Consider the following 20,262-nt stretch of genomic DNA (forward strand, 5'->3'; position numbering starts at 1 on the left):
GCTTAAGGGATCGGTCACTAGCATCGGGTGCAACACCCCCATGACCCAGAGGCCGATCCCGATGCTAGCGCTTGTTCTTTCCGACGATCCGACCACCCATCACACCATTAACCAATGCCTGACCAAACGCGGCTTTCAGGTGGTGAACAGCGAAAGCGTGATGATGGCCACGGCGCATGTGCGCGCGTGGCGGTTCGACCTGATCGTGATGACCGAACGCGTGAGCGAGCGGCTCACGCATCAAGTGGCACTATCGGCAGAGAAGCGGGCGCCCTTCGTGAAAACACTGCTTTTAAGCGACCGTAAGGACGCGGAGGTGGACGAGTTGTTCGAGCTGCTGCCCAGCCTCGTGAGCATCGTCAGCCCTGATATCAAAGCGGACCTGATTGCGCAAATCGCGTTGGCCAGCGTGGCGGGGCGCGCACGGGTGCTGGAGACCGGCCCCACCGACACCATGCGACCGCCGCAGTTTAGCAGCAGTCGCGCCCACCAGCCCTGCCAGCTTGCAGGTTAAAGGGGCAAGGCGGTGGTGGATTTGATCTCCTCCATCGACAGCAAGGCGGTCACGTTGAAGATACGCACCTCTGAAATCAACGCCTGATAGAACACGTCATACGCGCGGGCATTGGCCACGCGCACCTTCAGAATATAGTCGATGTCGCCCGCCAACCGGTGCGCCTCCAGCACCTCTGGCCGCGCGCGTAGGGCGTGCAGGAATTTCTCCTGCCAGTCGCCTTCATGCTCCGACGTGCGGATCAACACGAAGAAACACGCCTCCAACCCCAGCTTTTCCGGATCAAGGACCACGGTGTCCTGACGGATCACCCCTGCAGCGCGTAATTTCTTGATTCTGTTCCACACAGGTGTTTTAGAAGAGCCTGTTTTTCGGGCAATTTCATCAAGACTTTGTGAGGCGTCCTCTTGCAGTTGCGCAAGGATGTTCCGGTCCATTGCGTCTATCTGAGCTACCATTCCTGTTTTTCCTTCGTTCCGGAACATGTGTTCCACGGTTTCGCCGTGAGGGAACATTATTCCTTATCTTCGCAAATGGATAGGCAATATTAGGAAATTTTCCTAAGTATGAGGGCAAGCAAACGAAGGACGGCCCCGATGAAGCACTTCCCGATTTTTATGGCCCTTGAAGGCCGCCGCGTCGTTGTCTCTGGCGGGGGCGAAGCCGCCTTGGCGAAACTGCGCCTGTTGCTGAAGACCGAAGCAAAGCTGACCGTTGTGGCCAAAACGCCTGCACCGGAAATCGTGGACTGGGCCGCCGAAGGCCGCCTGACGCTGATTGACCGCGCGATGGAAGCGGGCGACGCGCTGTGCGCGCGCTTGTTCTACGCGGCCAACGAGGATGATGCGGAAGACGCGCGCGTGGCTGACCTTGCGCACCGCGACGGCGCGTTGGTGAACGTGGTCGACAACTTGCAAGACAGCCAGTTCATCACCCCCGCAATGGTCGACCGCGATCCTGTTGTTGTGGCGATCGGCACCGAGGGCGCGGCCCCCGTACTGGCGCGCGCGATCAAGAAAGACATCGAAGAGCGCCTGTCGCCGCGCTTGGGCCTGATGGCCCGCATCGGCAAAGCATTCCGCGCCAAGGCCGACGCCCTGCCCTTCGGCGTGAAACGTCGCGAATTCTGGGCCGACTATTACGCGCAAGACATCGCCACCGAGGACGCCGCCGCCTCCACGCTGGACAGCTTGCTGGACAAACACCTGAACGCATCCGCGAAAGAAGGCCGCGTGGAGCTGGTGGGCGCAGGTCCCGGTGATCCGGATTTGCTGACGTTGAAGGCCCGCAAGGCCTTGGATGCGGCGGATGTCGTTATCTACGACCGCCTTGTGGCACCGGAAATTCTGGAACTGGCCCGCCGCGAGGCTGTGATGCTGTCGGCTGGCAAGGAAGGCTTCGGCCCCTCCGTCACGCAAGACGCAATCAACGACATGATCGTCACCCACGCCCGCGACGGCGCGCATGTGGTGCGCTTGAAGTCGGGCGACCCTACGATGTTTGGCCGCCTTGATGAGGAAATCGCGGCCTGCGACGCGGCGGGTATCGCGTGGAGCGTTGTGCCGGGGATTACCTCCGCCTCTGCCGCTGTTGCCGCCTTGGGCCAGAGCTTTACAAAACGCGGCCGCAACTCCGGCGTGCGCTTTATTACGGGTCATGACACCAAGGGCTTTGCCGATCACGACTGGAAAACGCTTGCCCGCGAAGGGGAAGTGGCCGCCATCTACATGGGCAAAAAATCCGCCCGTTTCATCCAAGGCCGCTTGTTGATGCATGGCGCTGACGCGCTGACGCAGGTGACGGTGATCGAAAACGCCTCCCGCCCAGAGCAACGCATCCTCGCCACGACACTGGGCGAGTTGGAGCCAACACTGACAAACGCCAAACTGGCCGGCCCTGCGCTGGTCTTCCTTGGTCTCGCCCCACGCGCGGCACTCTCCGCCGCACAACAACACGAAATGGAGGCTGCGATATGAGCAAGCCATTTACACCAAAAGTCGTCACCGCCAACGCATTGCTGGAAGGCGACGTGGTCTATCTTACCGCTGACGACCGCTGGTCGCGCCTGCTGAGCGAGGCCGAAGTGATCGAGGACGCCGCCCACGGCGATCTGCGCGTGCTGCACGGCAGCTCTCAAGCGGATGTGGTTGTTGGCGTCTACCTGATTGATGTGGCGCTGGAGGACGGCGTGCCGCAGCCCACACATTTTCGCGAAGAGTTCCGCACACGCGGGCCATCCAACTACAACCACGGCAAACAGGCGGAGCTGGTTTAATGTATCAATACAATGACTTCGACCGCGACTTTCTCGCGGAACGCAACGCACAGTTTCGCGCGCAAGTGGAGCGCCGCATCGACGGCTCCCTGACGGAAGACGAGTTCAAACCGCTGCGCCTGATGAACGGGCTGTACCTGCAACTGCACGCCTACATGCTGCGCGTGGCGATTCCTTATGGCACGCTGAACGCGGGCCAGATGGACGTGCTGGCCGATGTGGCAGACAAGTGGGACAAGGGCTACGGCCACTTCACCACCCGTCAGAACATCCAGTACAACTGGCCAAAACTGCGCGACGTGCCGGATATGCTGGACGCGCTCGGCGAAGTTGGCATGCACGCCATCCAGACGTCAGGCAACACGATCCGCAACGTCACCGCCGACCATTTCGCCGGTGCCGCCAAGGACGAGGTTGCGGACCCGCGCCCGACAGCTGAACTGCTGCGCCAGTGGTCGACGGATCACCCAGAATTCCAGTTCCTGCCGCGTAAGTTCAAGCTGGCCGTGACCGGCTCCAAGAACGACCGTGCGGTGATCAAGGCGCATGACATCGGCATCCGTTTGCTGACCCGCGACGGTGTTGAAGGCTACGAGATCATCGTGGGGGGCGGCTTGGGCCGCACGCCAATGATCGGCAAAGTGCTGCGTGAGTTCCTGCCTAAGGCGGACCTGCTGCCCTACTGCGAGGCCATCGTCAGCGTCTACAACCTGCTGGGCCGCCGCGACAATAAATACAAAGCCCGCATCAAGATCACCGTGCATGAGAACGGGATTGAAACCATCCGCGACTTGGTGGAGGAGCGCTTTGCGCTGCTGAAACCACAGTTCGGTGGTGTGGATCAGGAGATGCTGAAAGGGATCGAGGCACAGTTCGCCCTGCCCGAGTTCACCACCGGCTCCGTGGCCGCGTTCAAGGATGCGTATCACAACGATCCTGTGTTCCGCTCTTGGGCCGATACCAACCTGACCGCGCATAAGAACGACGAATATTCCATCGTGTCGATCTCCATCAAAAAGCACGGCCAGACGCCCGGCGATGCGACCTCCGCACAAATGCGCGAGATGGCGGCGATTGCCCGTGAATTTGCACATAACGAACTTCGCATCAGTCACGAGCAGAATGTTATCCTGCCCCACGTGCATAAATCGCACCTTCCCGCGATCCATGCCCGCCTGAAGGCGGCTGATCTGGCGACGGCGAACATTGGCAAGATTTCCGACATCATCGCCTGCCCCGGCATGGACTACTGCGCGCTGGCAACGGCCCGCTCCATTCCTGTGGCGCAGCAGATTGCGACCCGTTTCGACGAGTTGAAACTGGAGCATGAAATTGGCGATCTGAAGATCAAAATCTCGGGCTGCATCAACGCCTGTGGCCACCACCATGTGGGCCACATCGGCATCTTGGGCTTGGACCGTGCGGGCGTGGAGAACTACCAGATCACGCTGGGCGGCGACCACACAGAGACCGCCGCCGTGGGTGAACGCGCGGGGCCAGGTTTCGCCTATGACGAGATCGTGCCCGCGATCGAGCGCCTGATCGGCGCCTATCTAGAGCACCGTGAAAACGACGCAGAGCGCTTTATCGACGCCTATCGCCGTCTTGGCTTGGCACCGTTCAAGGCCGCTCTTTATCCGGAGGCTAAAGCAAATGCCGCTTAAGGAACTGGCCGAGCGCCGCGCCATATTGCACCGCAAAAGCGACCCGCAAACCATCGTGAAGCACGCGCTGGACGACGTACAACTGGGCAAGGTTGCCATGGTCAGCAGCTTCGGCGCGGAAAGCGTTGTGCTGTTGCATATGATCAGCCAGACCGCACCCGACACACCGATCCTGTTCATCGACACGGAGATGCTGTTTCCAGAAACGCTGCAATATCAAAAGGATGTGGCGGAAGAACTGGGGCTGACCAACGTGCAGGTGGTCAAACCATCGCGTGAGAAGCTGCTGGAGCAGGACGTCGACGGCATCTTGCACACCATTGACCCCGACGCCTGCTGTGCGCTGCGCAAGACGCAGCCGCTGGAGGACGCGCTGGAGGGCTATGACGCGTGGATCACGGGCCGCAAGCGCTACCAAAGCGGCAGCCGCGCGGAATTGCCGGTCTACGAGAAGTCGGGCCGCAAGATCAAAATCAACCCGCTTGCCGATTGGAACGCCGCCAAACTGGTTGCCTATATCGAAGAGCACAACCTGCCCAAGCACCCGCTGGTCGCGCGTGGCTTCCAGTCCCTTGGATGCGCACCGTGCACCACCAAAACCAAGCCGGGCGAAGACCCGCGCGCGGGGCGCTGGCGTGGCCAAGACAAATCCGAATGCGGCATCCACATCGTGGATGGCAAAGTCGTCAGACAAAGGAACGCAGCATGAGCGTGATCATCACCGACAGCGGCTTTGCCGCCGACACTTGGGACCGCGGGTTCACCGATCTGGCGGACCTGCCCGCCAATGACACGCCGTGCTGCGTGGATGTGCCGTCCAGCGCCGACCCTGCGGGGCTTGCCAACCGCATGGCAGAGATCGAGATGATCCGCGTGGATTTTCCCAGCTCTGCCGACGGGCGCGGCTTCACCATTGCGCGGCGTTTGCGGCTGATGGGCTTCACCGGACGTCTGCGTGCGCGGGGCCATGTGCTGGCGGACCAATACGCGATGGCGCGTCGGTCGGGCTTTGACGAGGTCGAAATCGACGACGCCCTTGCCGCCCGCCAGCCCGAGGACCAGTGGCTCGCACGGGCCGACTGGAAAGCGCATAACTACCAAGCCCGCCTGCGCGGCTGAACGTCCCATTTAACATTTGATCCAAGATCACTAGAAAGGCCGGAGAGGCGACATGCCTCGCCGGACAATTGCCATGAATGAAGTAGCCGCTATGAATGCACCAGTTAAAGCCGTCCCGACCCTGCCGGACGCCCAGACCGTCACCGAAGTGAAGCATTGGACGGACCGTCTGTTTTCCTTCCGCGTCACGCGCCCTGCGTCCTTGCGCTTCCGGTCGGGCGAATTCGTGATGATCGGCCTGATGGGCGACCCGCACCCTGAAACCGGTAAGCAAAAGCCCTTGCTGCGTGCGTACTCCATCGCGTCGCCGTCGTGGGACGAAGAGTTGGAGTTCTATTCCATCAAGGTGCAGGACGGCCCGCTGACCTCGAAGTTGCAGCACATCAAAGTGGGCGACGAGATCATCTTGCGCCCCAAGCCGGTTGGCACCTTGGTGCATGACGCCCTGCTTCCGGGAAAACGTTTGTGGTTCTTCGCCACCGGCACGGGCTTTGCCCCTTTCGCGTCCTTGCTGCGTGATCCGCAAACCTATGAGGATTACGACGAGGTGATCATCACCCACACCTGCCGCGAAGTGGCAGAGCTGGAATATGGCCGTCAGCTGATCGAAGAGATCCGCACCGACGAATTGCTGGGCGAGTTGATCGGCGAAGAGAACCTGAAAAAGCTGGTGTACTACCCCACCACCACCCGCGAAGAGAGCCCGAAGATGGGCCGCGTAACGGACAAGCTGCGCTCCGGCGAGATTTTCACCGACCTTGGCGTTCCGCCGATGACAGCCGAAACCGACCGTGCGATGGTCTGCGGCTCTATGGGTTTGAACACCGACCTCAAGGAAATCTTCGAGGGCTTCGGTCTTGAAGAAGGCGCGAACAGCGACCCGAAACACTATGTGGTTGAGAAAGCCTTCGTCGGCTAAACGCGATATACGCTAAGCAATAAAAAACGCCGCGTCGGAGCAATCCGGCGCGGCGTTTTCATTGTGTGCCCAGCCCAGTGCGGGCTGGACGCTGCGGGGGCTTACATGCCCATCGCGGCTTTCACCTTGTCCAGAACGCCAGCCAGCATTTCAGGATTTTCCTGCGCCTTGGTCAGACCGGTTTTCAGCGTCGTCTTGGAGATCGCGCTGAGTTCGGAGTTATCAACCATTTCAACGACTTTGTCGTAGTCGAATCCGTCAACAGTCAGCAACTCGGCCATACCCGCCATCGCGCCGGTTGTCTCCGTTGCGGCCGCTTCGGTGGTCGCAGCGGCGGTGTCGGTTGCAGCGGACGCAGCCTCTGTTGTCGCGTCAACAGCAGCGGTTGCTGTATCTGTTGCGGACGTTGCAGCAGCGGACGCAGCCTCAGTTGTCGCGTCAGCAGCAGCGGTCGCGGTGTCTGTTGCGGACGTTGCAGCAGCGGACGCAGCCTCAGTTGTCGCGTCAGCAGCAGCGGTCGCGGTGTCTGTTGCGGACGTTGCAGCAGCGGACGCAGCCTCGGTTGTCGCGTCAGCAGCGGCGGTTGCTGTGTCTGTTGCAGATGCTGTGGCCTCGTTTGTAGCCTCAACTGCGCTGTTGGCCGTGTCCGTCACCGCGTCCACGGCGTCAGCGGCGGCTTCGGTTGTGGCTTCTGCGGCGGCAGCTGCGGTATCGGCAACAGCCTCAACGGCGTCGGCTGCGGCCTCTGTTGTGGCCTCTGCTGCGGCGGCGACTGCGTCTGTTGTCGCGTCTGCAGCTTCGGACGCCACTTCTGCCGTTGCAGTTGCCGCGTCGGATGCGGCTTCGGTTGTGGCTTCGGCTGCGGTCTCAACGACAGATGCGGCTTCGCCAGCCGCGCCTTTGACTGTTTCCATCGCGTCGCCGTCTTGGTTCAACAAGACGTAACCGCCAACACCAACAAGCGCGACGACGGCGCCCGCAATAATTCCACGTTGCATAATCTCTTTATCCCTTTGGTTGTGCAGGGGTGTCCCCCGCCTGCTGGGAGGAGCTAAGGGATCACCAAGGGGGTTACAACGGGGTTTCGCTCGGGTTTTTCCCCGTCTATACGTGTCTTAAGGAAAAGCGACTTGTAGGACGGGCGCGCGCCCCCTATTTTGTCTACGCGAAACAATTGAAACCAAAGAAGGACTTCAGGCCATAGCCCGCAGACCACATAATGCGCCCCCCGTGCGCGAAACCGGACCGCGCGTCAACGACCGCATCCGCTCTGATGAAATTCGCCTTATTGGCGCTGACGGTGAAAACGTGGGCGTTGTGACGCCTGCCCGTGCGATGGCCATGGCTGACGAAGCCGGGCTTGATCTGGTAGAGATTTCGCCCAACGCCAACCCGCCTGTTTGCAAGATCATGGATTTCGGCAAGTACAAGTACGAAACCCAGAAGAAAGAGGCCGAGGCCCGCAAGAAGCAAAAGATCATCGAGATCAAAGAGGTCAAGTTCCGCCCGAACACTGACACCAACGACTACGATGTGAAAATGCGCAATGTCTTCAAGTTCCTTGAAGCCGGTGACAAAGTGAAGGTTACCCTGCGGTTCCGTGGCCGCGAGATGGCCCACCTGAACTTGGGCCGTGAGCTGCTGGAACGCGTTGCTGCGGACATCGAAGGTCACGGCAAGGTGGAGAACTTCCCCAAGATGGAAGGCCGCCAGATGATCATGCTGATTGGCCCGCTGAAGACGTAAGTCGAGCCATCAAACCAAGATTATAGAAAGCCCCGGCGTCCCTTTGGATTGCCGGGGCTTTTCTTTGCGCTAGCGCCTGTTCGGATTGCGTGGCTGCGGCCTGCTGGGAATTTCCTTAAGCAACCCGCCGACCCCCATGCCCATGATATCGCGCCCCGTGACGGGGATGCCGCAGATCACCCGCTCCAGCACCCAGTCCGCCCCATTGAGCGCGGGGGAGCGCGCGCAGCCCGGAAGCCCGATGACAGGCGTGCCATCCAGATCGCCCAAAAACAGCAGATTGCCCGGATCAACGGGCATGCCGAAATGCGTGACGGTGCCCCCTGCTTGGCGCAATGCCTCCGGCGCGGTGTCACGCGTGTCGGACGTCGCGGAGGCGGTGAGGATCAAAATCACGTCCCCCGTGGCGCGACGCAGCGCGTCCGACAGGGCCGCGACCTCATGGGGGCAAAACGCGGGCGCCTCCATCGCAGCCCCAAGCGCCGCGACCCGCGCGCCGATTACATCCGCCCCCTTGCCGGTGGCAGGCGCGGCCAGCGTGGTTTCAATATAGCTGACGCGATTGGCTGTGGCGGTGGCAAGGGACAGCGCAGCGCGGCCAGCGGCTTCGGTTTGCGCCAGTGCCGATTTTGGCACGCCGTAAGAGATGATCTTGACCGTCGCCACCATGCCGCCCGCATCCATGCGGTGCAGCTTTGGCACCGTGGAGACCGTGATCATAGGGTGAATGGCGTTGAGCGCATCAATCGCAGCGGCATCGATCTGTGCGACACCTGCCGCATCAGCGAAGATGTTGCAGCGCCCCGTCCCCACTGCCCCAAGCCGCAGGTTGGCGGCAGCGGCGTCCGGCACCAAAGCCTGCGCGAGTGCCAAAGCGGCATCGTCTTCGTGAACGTCATCATCCCCTAGGCGCGCCACCGTGACCTCAGCCAGATTGGCGGCGAGGAGCTGCTCTATGTGGGACTGCTCCAAGACCACGCCTTTGCGCAAACGCCGCCCGCCGACCTCCACGGAATGGGCAAGGATCGCGCCAAGGGCGTGCTCTGTTTGAACGGGGCCGAAGTCCATCAGCCTTGCCGCAGGGCTTGGACGACTTGCGCCATAATGCTGATCGCGATCTCGGCGGGGGATTTGGCCCCTATGTTCAGGCCCACAGGGGCGTGAATGCGGGCAAGTTGCGGGGCGCTGAACCCCGCCTCCTCTAGCCGCGCAACGCGTTTGGCATGGGTGCGGGTGGAGCCGAGGCACCCCAGATAGAAGCAGTCCGAATTCAGCGCGGCTTGGATAGCGGGGTCGTCAAGTTTGGGGTCATGGGTCAGTGTGACCACGGCGGTGCGCGTGTCGATCCCGAAGGCATCAAGCGCCGCGTCGGGCCAGTCGTGGACCAGATCGGAGTCAGGGAAGCGCGCGGCGCTGGCGAAGGCCTCGCGCGGGTCGATCAAAACGGGGGCGAAGCCCGCCGCGCGCGCCATGGGGATCAGGCTTTGCGCGATATGGACGCCGCCGATGACGGCCATGCGCAGCGGCGGGTTGTGGATGCCCACGAAGATATCCCCCTCAAACCCCGATTTGTCGGCGCGAAAGCGGTCCGGATAGCTGTCAGGGCCATCCAGTGCCCGCGCCCATGTTTTGGTGTCCACCGTGTAGGCCACCGGCGTGCCGGAGGCGCGCGCCGCCACCAATTGCGCCAGCAGCGCCGGCGGCAAAGCCGCGCCCACGGGTTCCACCAACACGCGAATGGTGCCGCCACAGGCAAGCCCTACGGCAAAGGCCTCATCGTCGGACACGCCGTATTCCAAAAGACGCGGCTGGCCATCGTCCAGAGCATCCATCGCCTCGACAACCACCGCGCCTTCAACGCAGCCGCCAGAGACCGACCCCATGATGTCCCCCTGCCCTGAAATCGCCAATTGCGAGCCGACGGGGCGCGGGGCCGAGCCCCATGTCTCAATCACCGTCGCCAAGGCTGCGCCGGTGCCGCTGCGGTGCCACTCGAGCGCGATGGCGGGGATGTCGTTGAGGTCAGTGGTCACGGGCATATCCTTGTCAAAAGCGGGTCGTCGCGCTGGTCGTCCATCAATGTAGGCCACATCAGGGCGCGGGAGAAGCGCGGTCTTGCCCCTTTGCGGATGTTAAAGCAGCGCCATAAGGCGGGCCTTCTCCCCCGCATCATCGGGGCGCGAGATGGCGTCGGCCAAAGCCTCAAGCGCCGCAATGTTGTGGCCGGCGCGAAAGCTGTCGACATGGGGCAGCATGGCCTTGATGCCGCGCGCCTTCGGGGCGAATTCCTCCCAGCGGAGCAAGGGGTTCAGCCAGATGACCTTACGGGCCGACAGGTGAAGGCGGCGCATCTCTTGGGCCAGCGCCTGCGGGTCGTCGCGGTCCAGCCCGTCGGTGATCAGCAGCACGACCGCGCCGCCGCCCATGACGCGGCGCGACCAATCGTAGTTGAACTGGTGCAGGCATGTGCCAATCTTGGTGCCGCCCTCCCAGTCCTGCGCCTGCGCCCCCGCCGCCGCCAGCGCCGCGTCCACATCTCGCGTGGCCAGATGGCGGGTAATATTTGTCAATTGCGTGCCAAAGGTGAAGGCGTGAACCTTGGCCCAGCCCGCCCCCTTCTGGTTGCTGACCGCGTGCAGGAAATGCAGCACGGCGCGCGAATATTGCGACATGGAGCCGGAGATATCGCAAAGCGCCACGAGGTTGGGCCAGCGCTGACGGCGGGTCTTGAGGGCGAATTTCTGCATCTCGCCACCTTGGCGCATAGCGCTGCGCAATGTGGCGGGGCCGTCAATCATCGGGCCGTTGGCGCTGAGCCGCGTGCGCCGCGAAGTCAGCGGCCTCACCGGCAAGGTCAGCTTGGCCAGCATGCGCTTGGCTGCGGCCATCTCGCTGTTGCTCATCAACTCGAAATCGAGCGAGCGCAGCCGTTCCTCCCCCGACATGGTGCGCGCGGCGTCGATCTCTATCTCCGTCTCCTCGCTGTCCTCCTCGGGGGTGTCTGGCAGCTTGCGATCAACGCCGTTCAGCAAAGCCTCCGCCGCGCGTTTTTCGGCGGGCTTGGCTTTATGCTCCTCCTGGACGCCTCGGATCATCGGCGTGAGTGCGGCGATCATATGCTCCAGATAGTTCGGGTCACGCCAGAACAGACGAAACACCTGCGCAAAGATCAAGCGGTGCTCTGCCCGCGACACGAAACAGGCTTGCAGGACGTAGAAGAAGTCGGCCTTGCGGGTGAAGCTCGCGGCCTCCACCGCGCGGATGGCGTCGATGACCCGCCCCGGCCCCACAGGCAGCCCCGCGTTGCGCAAAGCGCGGGCGAACCATGTGATATTGTCCGCCAGCTTGCCGTCGTCGGGGATGTCGAGCGGGGGGAAATCAGCCATCTGCGGGCGCGCCTGACCGCCGTGGGGGCCAGCCCCCACACCCCCGAGGTATTTTTGAAGCAATGATGGGGGAAGAGAGCTGCGTCACGCGAGGCTTTCGCGCACGTCGTCGAGGATGCGTTTTGCCTCCGCGCCTTGAATTTTCTGGATGTCGTCTTGGTATTTCAAAATCGCGCCGAGGGTATCTGCGATGACTTCGGGGCTCATGGCGATGACATCGAGCGCGAGCAGACATTTGGCCCAGTCAATGGTTTCCGCCACACCCGGAGATTTGAACAGGTCTTCCTTGCGCAAGCGCTGCACGAAGCCCACGACTTCACGGCTGAGTGCCTCTTGGGCCTCTGGTGCGCGGGCGTGCAGGATGGCCATCTCGCGCTCGAAATCGGGGTAATCGACCCAGTGGTAGAGACATCGGCGTTTCAGCGCGTCGTGGACTTCGCGGGTGCGGTTGGAGGTCAGGATGACGATGGGCGGCTCCGCCGCTTTGACGGTGCCGAGCTCTGGGATGGTGACTTGGAAATCCGACAGGGTTTCCATCAGATAGGCCTCGAACGGGGCATCGGTGCGGTCCAACTCGTCGATCAGCAGAACCGGCGGGCCGCCGTCTTGGGGCTTCATCGCCTCAAGCAGGGGTCGTGCGGTCAGGTAGTCGTCGGAGAACAGCTCTGCCTGTAGGGCGTTGCGGTCTGTGGTGCCTGTGGCCTCCGCGGTGCGAATAGCGACCATCTGGGCGGGGAAGTTCCACTCATAGACAGCCGAGGACGCATCAAGCCCTTCATAGCATTGCAAGCGGATCAGCCGCCGCCCAAGCGCCGCCGCGATGGCTTTGGCAATTTCGGTTTTACCGGTGCCAGCCTCCCCTTCGAGGAACATCGGACGCCCCAGCTTCAGTGACAAGAACACCACCGTCGCCAAGGCCCTGCCACAGATGTAGTTTTCGCGCCCCAGAAGCGCGATGGTCTCGTCGATGGATTTGGGCAATGGGATCATGCGGCTCTCCTCTGTGCGGCATTGCTGCATCTACACGTGGCGTCGTCAAGCATTGCCCCCCCCAAAGCGCGACTATAGTCTAACCGAAATCGCAACACTGGAGTTACCCCGATGAACGTCACTACCCCTATTTCCGCGAAAGACGCCCCGGACATGGCCCGCTTCGACTGGGAGGACCCGTTTCGTCTGGAAGACCAGTTGACCGAGGACGAGCGCATGCTGCGCGACGCGGCGCGTAGCTTTGCCGAGACAGAGCTGGCCCCGAAGGTTATCGAGGCCTACCGCGAGGAAACCGTGGATCCGGGTATGTTCAAGGCGATGGGCTCTGCGGGGCTTTTGGGGCTGACTGTGCCGGAGGAATACGGCGGCTTGGGCGCGTCTTACGTGACCTACGGGCTGGTCGCGCGCGAGATCGAGCGGGTCGATTCGGGCTACCGCTCCATGATGTCGGTGCAATCGTCGCTGGTGATGTACCCGATCTATGCCTACGGCTCCGAGGAGCAGCGCCAGAAATACCTGCCCGGCCTTGCGTCCGGTGACCTGATCGGCTGCTTTGGCCTGACCGAACCTGATGCGGGGTCCGACCCTGCGGGCATGAAAACCGTCGCCAAGAAAACCGACAGCGGCTATGTGCTGAACGGCGCGAAGATGTGGATTTCCAACGCCCCCTTCGCAGATGTGTTCGTGGTGTGGGCCAAATCCGAGGCCCACGGCGGTAAAATCCGTGGCTTCGTGCTGGACAAGGGCATGGACGGGCTATCTGCGCCAAAGATCGGCGGCAAGCTGTCGCTGCGGGCTTCCACCACCGGCGAGATCGTGATGAAGGACGTGGCCGTGGGCGACGACGCCTTGCTGCCGAATGTCGAGGGCTTGAAAGGCCCGTTCGGCTGCCTGAACCGCGCGCGGTATGGCATCTCTTGGGGCGTTCTTGGTGCTGCGGAGTTCTGCATGCACGCCGCGCGTCAGTACGGGCTGGACCGCAAGCAGTTCAACAAGCCGCTGGCGCAAACGCAGCTTTTCCAAAAGAAACTGGCGGACATGCTGACTGAGATCTCGCTCGGGATGCAGTCCTCCCTGCGTGTCGGACGCCTGATGGACGAAGGCCGCGCCGCGCCTGAGATGATCTCCCTTGTGAAGCGCAACAACTGCGGCAAGGCGCTGGATATAGCGCGTATGTCGCGGGATATGCACGGCGGCAACGGCATCCAGGAGGATTACCAGATCATGCGCCATATGGTGAACCTTGAGACGGTGAACACCTATGAGGGCACCCATGACGTGCACGCGCTGATTCTGGGGCGGGCTGTCACGGGGCTTCAGGCGTTTTTCTAAAACGCCACGACATCAGAGATAAGGAGATGGGGCGGCCGGTTGGCTGCCCCTTTTTCATGTGCGGCTTTGATGCGTGGTGGGGTGATCCGTCTATTCCGATCTTTTTAGTCAGAAACCCTTGCATCCGTGCCAGATTATAGTAACCAATCAAAACAGTAAGAAATAAAACCTAAACTGGATCGCTAAAATGACCAAAACGCCTGCAACCTTCTCTCTTATTCTGGCCGCCACCCTTGGCGCAGCCATGCCCGCATTCGCCGAGGGCGAAGTTAACCTCTATTCGTCACGCCATTATGACACCGACGAGCAGCTGTATTCCGACTTCACCAAAGCCACCGGCATCAAGATCAACCGTATCGAGGGCAAGGCGGACGAGCTGATCGCCCGTATGGAAGCCGAGGGCGCGAACTCCCCTGCCGACGTTTTGATCACGGTCGACACCTCCCGCCTAGAGCGCGCGAAGAACGCGGGCGTTCTGCAAGCGACTGACAGCGCGGTGTTGGAAGAAAGAATCCCCGCCAATCTGCAAGACAGCGACAACCAGTGGTTTGGCTTCTCGCAGCGTGCGCGCATCATCTTCTACGACAAAGCCACCGTCACCAACCCGCCAGCGACCTACGCCGATCTGGCTGATCCGGCCTACAAAGGTTTGGTGTGCATCCGCTCCTCCACCAACACCTACAACCAGACATTGCTGGCCTCGATCATCGAGAACAACGGCGCAGAGGCTGGTACGGCTTGGGCGCAGGGCGTTGTCGACAACATGGCGCGTGAGCCACAAGGCGGTGACACGGACCAGCTGCGCGGCGTGATTTCCGGCGAGTGCGGCATCGCGGTTGCCAACACCTACTACTTCGCGCGTGCGATGAGCCAAGACGTCGACGGCGTGACCGCTGAGATCGACAAAATCGGCTGGGTGTTCCCAGACCAAGACGGTAACGGCGCGCATGTGAACCTGTCCGGCGGCGGCGTTGCGGCGCATGCGCCCAACAAAGAGAACGCGGTGAAGTTCCTGGAATACCTCGCGTCCGACTCGGCCCAGCAGTACTTCGCAGGCGGCAACAACGAATTCCCAGCCGTGGAAGGTGTTGAAACAACATCCGCCGTGCAGAAACTGGGTGATTTCAAAGCCGACGACGTGAGCCTGTCTGCCGTGGCAAAGCAGCTTCCGGCGGCGCTGGAAACCTTCAATCAGGTTGGCTGGAAATAAGTCTCCCGACTATTCCGGCACACATGGAAGGCGCGGTGGGCAACCACCGCGCCTTTTATATTGCCTCTATTAGCGGCGCCCGACTTGGCGGCAGATCAAGATGACGGGCAAAAGGCCAATGGCCACGATCACCAAAGACGGCACCGCCGCGCCCTCCAACCGCTCGTCCGACGCCAGCCGGTAGGCTTGCACGGCCAGCGTGTCATAGTTGAACGGGCGCAGGATCAAGGTGGCTGGCAGCTCTTTCATCACATCCACGAACACGATCAAAAGCGCAGTGAGCAAGCTGGGCCGCAAGATCGGCAGGTGCACACGGCGCAAGGTGCCGAAGGCTGTTTGCCCCAAGGCGCGGGACGCCATGTCCATATTGGCGTTCACCGCCACCTGCCCGCCTTCATATGCGCCAAGTGCGGCGGCAAGGAAGCGGATCATATAGGCGGCGACCAGCAACCAGATGGAGCCGGTGATCAGCAGCCCCGTGGAGACATCGAACGTGGCACGCATCCATGCGTCCAGCGCGTTGTCGAAATTCGCAAAAGGCACCATCAGGCCCACCGCGATAACGCCCCCCGGCACCGCATAGCCGAGCCGCGCGATAGAGGACGACAGCCGCGACACCGGCCCGTCGTCCAGGCGTTGCAAGTAGCCCAGTGTGACCGCCGCGATCAGCGTGACCACGGCGGCGATCGTCGCCAAGGTGACCGAGTTCCATATAAAGCCAAGGTAGCGCGGGGAGAGCAAGTCCTGCTCCCCGCCGAACCCCATGATCAAAAGCGCCGTGCCGGGCACGATCCAGCCCAGCAGAACCGGAATGGCGCAGAGCGCGGTGGCCCCCCATTTGGCCCAACCGCTCAGCTCTATCGCGGCCATCGGCTCTTGGTGTTTGGAGCTGTCGTGGTATTTTGCGCGGCCACGGCTGGACCGCTCCAACACCGCTAGAACAAGCGCCACCGCCAAAATGCCTGACGCCAGTTGCGCCGCTCCCGCGCGGTCCCCCAAGGAGAACCAGCTGGTGTAGATGCCTGTGGCGAAGGTTTGCACCCCGAAATAAGCGACGGTGCCAAAGTCGGCGATGGTTTCCATCACCGTGAGCAAAACACCCGACGCAATCGCTGGGCGCGCCATCGGGATCGACACCCGCAAGAACGCCTGCCACGGCGATTTGCCCAAAGCACGCGCCGCCAGAAAAGACGTGGCACTTTGCTGCAAGAACGCGGCGCGGGCCAGCAGGTAGACATAGGGGTAAAGCACCAAGATCAGCATAACCGCCGCCCCGCTGAGGGAGCGGATCTCGGGGAACCAATAGTCGCGCGGCCCCCACCCCGTAACGTCACGCAGCGTTGATTGCACGATGCCCGGATGGTCCAGAAGATGGGTATAGGCATAGGCCAGAACATAGGCGGGGAACGCGAGCGGGATGACCAGCGCGATTTCCAGCACCCGACGACCGGGGAATTCGGCCATGGTGACCAGCCACGCGGCCCCCGTCCCCAGTAACAGCGTGCCGATGGATACCATCAACACCAGCAGCGCGGTGGTTGCGGTGTAGCGCCCCATCACCGTGTTGGCCAAGTGTTGCAGCGTGTCGCTGCCGCCTGTCACAGCAGCCAAAGCCACGGCAATCATCGGCAGCAGACACATCGCCGCCAGAACAACGGCAGCGCGGCGCAGGCTTTTGGGGCCTTGCATGGTTTGTTTATGGCGTTTCAGATTAAACATTTACCCGTCTGTACAAGTGCTGGCAGATGATGGGAAGGCATCGCCAACAAAAACACTCAGGCTCTAATGCGTCGTTTTGACCTTCTCGACGGTAAAGAAGAAATCCTCCGGCACATCTTCCATCAACGCCACCTCGTCCGGCACCACATCCGGCCCCGCCAAAAACACGTTGGCCCCGAAGTAATTGTGCATGCGGGCAAGGTTTTCCATGCGCTTTCCGGTCAGGTCTTTGTAGAAGTTGGCGTAGTTGTCCGTCGCCTTCAGCTCCGCGATCTTTTCGCGGTGCTTACCCACGGAATACTCATGCGCGGCGCGCAGCTCTGGGTCGGACATCAAGCGGTCAAACTCCGCTTGCACAAGCGGCAGCTTCGTCTGGGCGGAGTTGTTGAACTCCCAGTTGTTATTCATTCGAAACCAGTAGCTTAGCCCCTGATCTCGGTCCACGTGGTTCACCCGCCCACGGTCGCGCTTGACCAGAAAGCTCTCGGCGGAGCGCACGGCATAGTGGTTCAGCGACACAAGATCATAACCATAACTGTCGGTCGTCGAGCGCCAGCCGTTGCGGATCAGTTTCTTCGGCATCGGCTTGCCGGAGCCATTGACCCATTTGATCTTGTCCCACAGGTCCGGCTTCAGGCCCTTGGGCCGGTGGACACCCATCTTTTTGTAAATGCCGATGTTGCGAAACAGCGTCTTGAACCCCCACGCCTGATGCGGCTTTCGGCACAGTTCCGGCGCGCATTGGGTGAACTGGTTGATCAGAAATTCGTCTTTGTATTCATGCACATCGGCGTTCCCATAAAGACGCCACGTCAGGGAAATCATGTTGGCGTCGCCAACCGCCTTATAGAGATCCTCCAGCTTGCCCTCGCCCACGTGGATGTTGATGAATTCATCAACGTCCATGGAAATCGCCCAGCCCGCGTTCTTGAACACATCCTCACGGCCTGCCGCGTCCAGCGCCCAGTGCTGGGGCTTCAAATCCGTGCCCGCGAACTTGTTGTCGCGGCGTTGCAGGATGCCGCGCGCTTGCAGCAGGTCCAGCAACTCGTCGGTGCCGTCGTTGCAGTCGTTGGTATAGACAAGAAAGTCATCCACCCCGATCGCACGGTGATAGGCGACCCATTCAAGGATGAACGGCCCCTCGTTTTTCATGCAGGTGATGATCGCGGTGCGCCCGCCATCCTTGGCCTTGCCCGCTGGCTCATCCATCTTGCTTTCGGGCGGTCGCACCGGTTTGTGGTCCCAGATGTCGCGGGCCATTTCCAGCAGATGCGCGTCCTCAATCAGGGAAGTTTTCGGCACCAGTTCAGCGGCGGAGTTCTTCGGATGGCGTATCGCCATCGCCCGCAAAAACCCCATCGTTTCATCGGGTTGTGGCTCCGCATCCACGATACGCACGAACCGCCACACCTTGTCACTGCCCAGCCGTGACGGGGCCACGCACCAACGGCGATTGGCGCGCGGGTTGTCGAACTGGCGGCAGATGTGGTCGCCAAATTTGGGCTTCTTTTTCGGACGCACCCGCCACGGGTAGATGCGTTGCCCGATCAGTTGAATGACCCCGACGGAGGTTTCGTGAACCGCCTCAAATGGGGTCGCGTCAAGCACCAGTAAATCCGTCAGATCCAGATTCATCACCGCGCGCGCACGGCTCAGGAACCGCCATTTCGCCCATTCGTAAAGCGACAGCTCCGCCAGTGGGGCAATCTGCGGATCGCTTGGCAGCTCCTCCATCCGGTCCTTACCGGGGGCATCGGGGGCGTTGAACGGGTGATGCGCGGGCGGAAGCGTCGCGTGCCCCAGTGGCGCGCGGGACTTCACATGCACCAATCGGCGCAGGCCAACCTCCGCCGCAAGCTTCTTAAATTTGCGCTCGAACCCGCTCTCTTTATTGGGTTTTTCGCGATCTATCATCAGCACAGCTTGCAGCCCGTGCCCCGTCACATGATAGCGCAGCCAATCCTCGATCACCTCTATCGGCTCACCGTTCCGCTCGACCATGCAGACGTTCATGTCTTCGAATAAATCGGTCTCCGGCGCCTGTACCGGAAGGGTTAAAGTCCCGTTTTGCAGCGCCATGTCGATCTGGTCAGAGGGCGCGGCGGCGGTGCCGATAAACATCGGCCCGCCGTTAATCATTTTCGCCTCCGAGAAGGCCGCGCAGCCCTCTCTGGCCTTGGGGTCAAACTGGTCGTAGGTGGTGCCGGTCTTGAAGAACACCCGCAGCCCCATACCGCCTACGGGGTCTTCCCAGCCGATACAGTCAAGCGCCACAAGGCCTTGATCCTCAACAACATTCAGTTCGCGCTTTAGATATATATCAGTTTGAGCCATGGACCCGTCCATAGCGCGTGATCAGGTCGAGCGCCACCGCATCCGGCAGATGCGCGGCCCCTTCCGCCAGCAATAACCGCCCGTAGAGCTTCAACGCCTCCGGCTCCTGCATTAACACCTCGAACCGTGCGCGGTGCCACGCGCGGCACGCGGCTTGCGCCTGCTCCACCCCGTCTATGTCCAGAAATTCCGCCGAAACGGCCTGCGTTGCGGCGGCCATATGCGAAATTGTCCGGTCTTCGACGGTGTTGAAATTCCGCTCCACCCAATACGTCAGGTCGATCTGTTTTTGCTGGTGGTTTGGCAAGCCACGCCCCCGCTTCAGCATGAAGTCTGCGGCCGAGCGCACGGAATAATGGTTCAGCTGCACCAGATCGCGGGCAATCGGTTTGCCCCAATGCATGATCTGGCCGTCGTTCTCGGCCAAGCTGTCCGGCACCGCCGCGCCAGAGCCATCCACAATGCGCGGCGGCGCGTGGCGGGTCGGGTTCTTTTGCTTCGGGCGGTGCACGCCAAGTTGGCGGAACGGCCCGTCACGGCGAAAAAGAGATTTGAAGTAGCTGCCGATCGCGGGATACAGCAAGGTTTCGGGGGCGGCGCGGGTGAACCGCGCGGTCGTCGGCTCCTCCGACATATGTGCGTGACCTGCGTGTCCGAATAGCCGCCACGGCAGTAAAATCATATCGGCATTCGCCTGATCTATCAGATCAGCTATGCCATGCAACGCACTGTCTAAATTGATAAATTCATCACAGTCCAAACAGGCAACCCAATCCGCGCCCGTCACCAGCGGGTGATCCCAAGCGGCCTTCAGGGCACGCCATTGCGGGGGCTTTTTGCCATCCTCCAGCGGAACATGCGTGACGCAAGGCAGCAGGTTCAACAACGCCTCCGTCCCGTCCTCGCAATCGTTGGTATAGACGAGGAAATCGCTCACCCCCGCCGCGCGGTGATGGGCGATCCATTCCGGCAGGTGCGGCCCTTCATTGCGCATCGTCGTGACGAGTGTGATTTTCATATGACGCCTGTTGCCCTTACGACCCGTTTTCCC

19 protein-coding genes are annotated in these 20,262 nt (G+C 61.4%); 10 read left to right on the forward strand and 9 right to left on the reverse strand.

Annotated elements, in window-relative coordinates:
- Positions 1 to 61: 61 nt before the first annotated feature.
- Positions 62 to 514 (forward strand): PleD family two-component system response regulator, encoded by a 453-nt coding sequence (locus tag BLW66_RS09135; RefSeq protein WP_089946843.1) that lies wholly within the window; start codon positions 62 to 64, stop codon positions 512 to 514.
- Here BLW66_RS09135 and BLW66_RS09140 read toward each other — a convergent pair.
- Positions 511 to 972, reverse strand: a complete 462-nt coding sequence (locus BLW66_RS09140) for an Lrp/AsnC family transcriptional regulator (RefSeq protein ID WP_089947081.1) — start codon at positions 970 to 972, stop codon at positions 511 to 513. The two genes, BLW66_RS09135 and BLW66_RS09140, sit on opposite strands and share 4 nt — an antisense overlap.
- Positions 973 to 1,110: 138 nt before the next feature.
- Here BLW66_RS09140 and cysG point away from each other — a divergent pair, with 138 nt between their 5' ends.
- The 6 genes from cysG to BLW66_RS09170 all read left to right on the forward strand — a co-directional run bounded on the left by cysG (position 1,111) and on the right by BLW66_RS09170 (position 6,491).
- On the forward strand, positions 1,111 to 2,490 hold the full coding sequence (cysG, locus tag BLW66_RS09145) for a siroheme synthase CysG (protein ID WP_089946844.1): 1,380 nt from the start codon (positions 1,111 to 1,113) through the stop codon (positions 2,488 to 2,490).
- Entirely contained in the window at positions 2,487 to 2,789 is a 303-nt protein-coding gene (locus BLW66_RS09150; protein ID WP_089946845.1) for a DUF2849 domain-containing protein, read from the forward strand. Before cysG ends, BLW66_RS09150 begins: the two co-directional genes overlap by 4 nt.
- Positions 2,789 to 4,453 carry a nitrite/sulfite reductase gene (locus tag BLW66_RS09155; protein ID WP_089946846.1) on the forward strand — a complete coding sequence of 555 codons (1,665 nt, stop codon included), beginning with the start codon at positions 2,789 to 2,791 and terminating at the stop codon, positions 4,451 to 4,453. Before BLW66_RS09150 ends, BLW66_RS09155 begins: the two co-directional genes overlap by 1 nt.
- The gene (locus BLW66_RS09160; protein WP_089946847.1) at positions 4,443 to 5,162 is read left to right on the forward strand and encodes a phosphoadenylyl-sulfate reductase; all 720 of its coding nucleotides are present in this window, start codon (positions 4,443 to 4,445) and stop codon (positions 5,160 to 5,162) included. The genes BLW66_RS09155 and BLW66_RS09160 overlap by 11 nt, the downstream gene beginning before the upstream one ends.
- Positions 5,159 to 5,572, forward strand: coding sequence for a DUF934 domain-containing protein (locus BLW66_RS09165; RefSeq protein ID WP_089946848.1), 414 nt, complete (start codon positions 5,159 to 5,161; stop codon positions 5,570 to 5,572). The genes BLW66_RS09160 and BLW66_RS09165 overlap by 4 nt, the downstream gene beginning before the upstream one ends.
- Positions 5,573 to 5,663: 91 nt before the next feature.
- A complete protein-coding gene (locus tag BLW66_RS09170) occupies positions 5,664 to 6,491 on the forward strand; it encodes a ferredoxin--NADP reductase (protein WP_244508603.1) in 828 nt (275 codons plus the stop codon).
- 101 nt (positions 6,492 to 6,592) lie between these two features.
- Here the strand turns inward: BLW66_RS09170 and BLW66_RS09175 are convergent, their stop codons facing one another.
- Positions 6,593 to 7,489 carry a hypothetical protein gene (locus tag BLW66_RS09175; protein WP_089946850.1) on the reverse strand — a complete coding sequence of 299 codons (897 nt, stop codon included), beginning with the start codon at positions 7,487 to 7,489 and terminating at the stop codon, positions 6,593 to 6,595.
- 232 nt (positions 7,490 to 7,721) lie between these two features.
- Here BLW66_RS09175 and infC point away from each other — a divergent pair, with 232 nt between their 5' ends.
- A complete protein-coding gene (infC, locus tag BLW66_RS09180) occupies positions 7,722 to 8,237 on the forward strand; it encodes a translation initiation factor IF-3 (protein ID WP_244508604.1) in 516 nt (171 codons plus the stop codon).
- 69 nt (positions 8,238 to 8,306) lie between these two features.
- On the opposite strand, the gene BLW66_RS09185 is transcribed toward infC, so the two are convergent.
- From BLW66_RS09185 to BLW66_RS09200, 4 genes are all read right to left on the reverse strand, one after another.
- The gene (locus BLW66_RS09185; protein WP_089946852.1) at positions 8,307 to 9,305 is read right to left on the reverse strand and encodes a molybdopterin-binding protein; all 999 of its coding nucleotides are present in this window, start codon (positions 9,303 to 9,305) and stop codon (positions 8,307 to 8,309) included.
- A complete protein-coding gene (locus BLW66_RS09190; protein WP_089946853.1) occupies positions 9,305 to 10,276 on the reverse strand; it encodes an XdhC family protein in 972 nt (323 codons plus the stop codon). Before BLW66_RS09190 ends, BLW66_RS09185 begins: the two co-directional genes overlap by 1 nt.
- Positions 10,277 to 10,369: 93 nt before the next feature.
- The gene (locus BLW66_RS09195) at positions 10,370 to 11,623 is read right to left on the reverse strand and encodes a vWA domain-containing protein (RefSeq protein ID WP_089946854.1); all 1,254 of its coding nucleotides are present in this window, start codon (positions 11,621 to 11,623) and stop codon (positions 10,370 to 10,372) included.
- 84 nt (positions 11,624 to 11,707) lie between these two features.
- Positions 11,708 to 12,613: an AAA family ATPase gene (locus tag BLW66_RS09200; RefSeq protein WP_089946855.1), complete on the reverse strand. Its 906-nt coding sequence runs from the start codon at positions 12,611 to 12,613 to the stop codon at positions 11,708 to 11,710.
- A 111-nt stretch (positions 12,614 to 12,724) separates the two neighbouring features.
- On the opposite strand from BLW66_RS09200, the gene BLW66_RS09205 reads away from it, so the two are divergent.
- Together BLW66_RS09205 and BLW66_RS09210 are read left to right on the forward strand one after the other, a co-directional pair.
- On the forward strand, positions 12,725 to 13,945 hold the full coding sequence (locus BLW66_RS09205) for an acyl-CoA dehydrogenase (protein ID WP_089946856.1): 1,221 nt from the start codon (positions 12,725 to 12,727) through the stop codon (positions 13,943 to 13,945).
- A gap of 187 nt (positions 13,946 to 14,132) precedes the next feature.
- A complete protein-coding gene (locus BLW66_RS09210; protein WP_089946857.1) occupies positions 14,133 to 15,155 on the forward strand; it encodes a Fe(3+) ABC transporter substrate-binding protein in 1,023 nt (340 codons plus the stop codon).
- Positions 15,156 to 15,224: 69 nt separating this feature from the next.
- Here BLW66_RS09210 and BLW66_RS09215 read toward each other — a convergent pair whose 3' ends face one another.
- The 3 genes from BLW66_RS09215 to BLW66_RS09225 all read right to left on the reverse strand — a co-directional run bounded on the left by BLW66_RS09215 (position 15,225) and on the right by BLW66_RS09225 (position 20,229).
- Positions 15,225 to 16,844: an ABC transporter permease gene (locus tag BLW66_RS09215; protein WP_244508622.1), complete on the reverse strand. Its 1,620-nt coding sequence runs from the start codon at positions 16,842 to 16,844 to the stop codon at positions 15,225 to 15,227.
- A 93-nt stretch (positions 16,845 to 16,937) separates the two neighbouring features.
- Positions 16,938 to 18,029 carry a glycosyltransferase family 2 protein gene (locus BLW66_RS18275; protein WP_394198606.1) on the reverse strand — a complete coding sequence of 364 codons (1,092 nt, stop codon included), beginning with the start codon at positions 18,027 to 18,029 and terminating at the stop codon, positions 16,938 to 16,940.
- A 1,168-nt stretch (positions 18,030 to 19,197) separates the two neighbouring features.
- Entirely contained in the window at positions 19,198 to 20,229 is a 1,032-nt protein-coding gene (locus tag BLW66_RS09225) for a glycosyltransferase family 2 protein (protein ID WP_089946860.1), read from the reverse strand.
- Positions 20,230 to 20,262: the final 33 nt, after the last annotated feature.

Origin of the sequence: Litoreibacter albidus (assembly GCF_900107015.1) — a bacterium.
Classification (GTDB): Bacteria; Pseudomonadota; Alphaproteobacteria; order Rhodobacterales; family Rhodobacteraceae; genus Litoreibacter; species Litoreibacter albidus.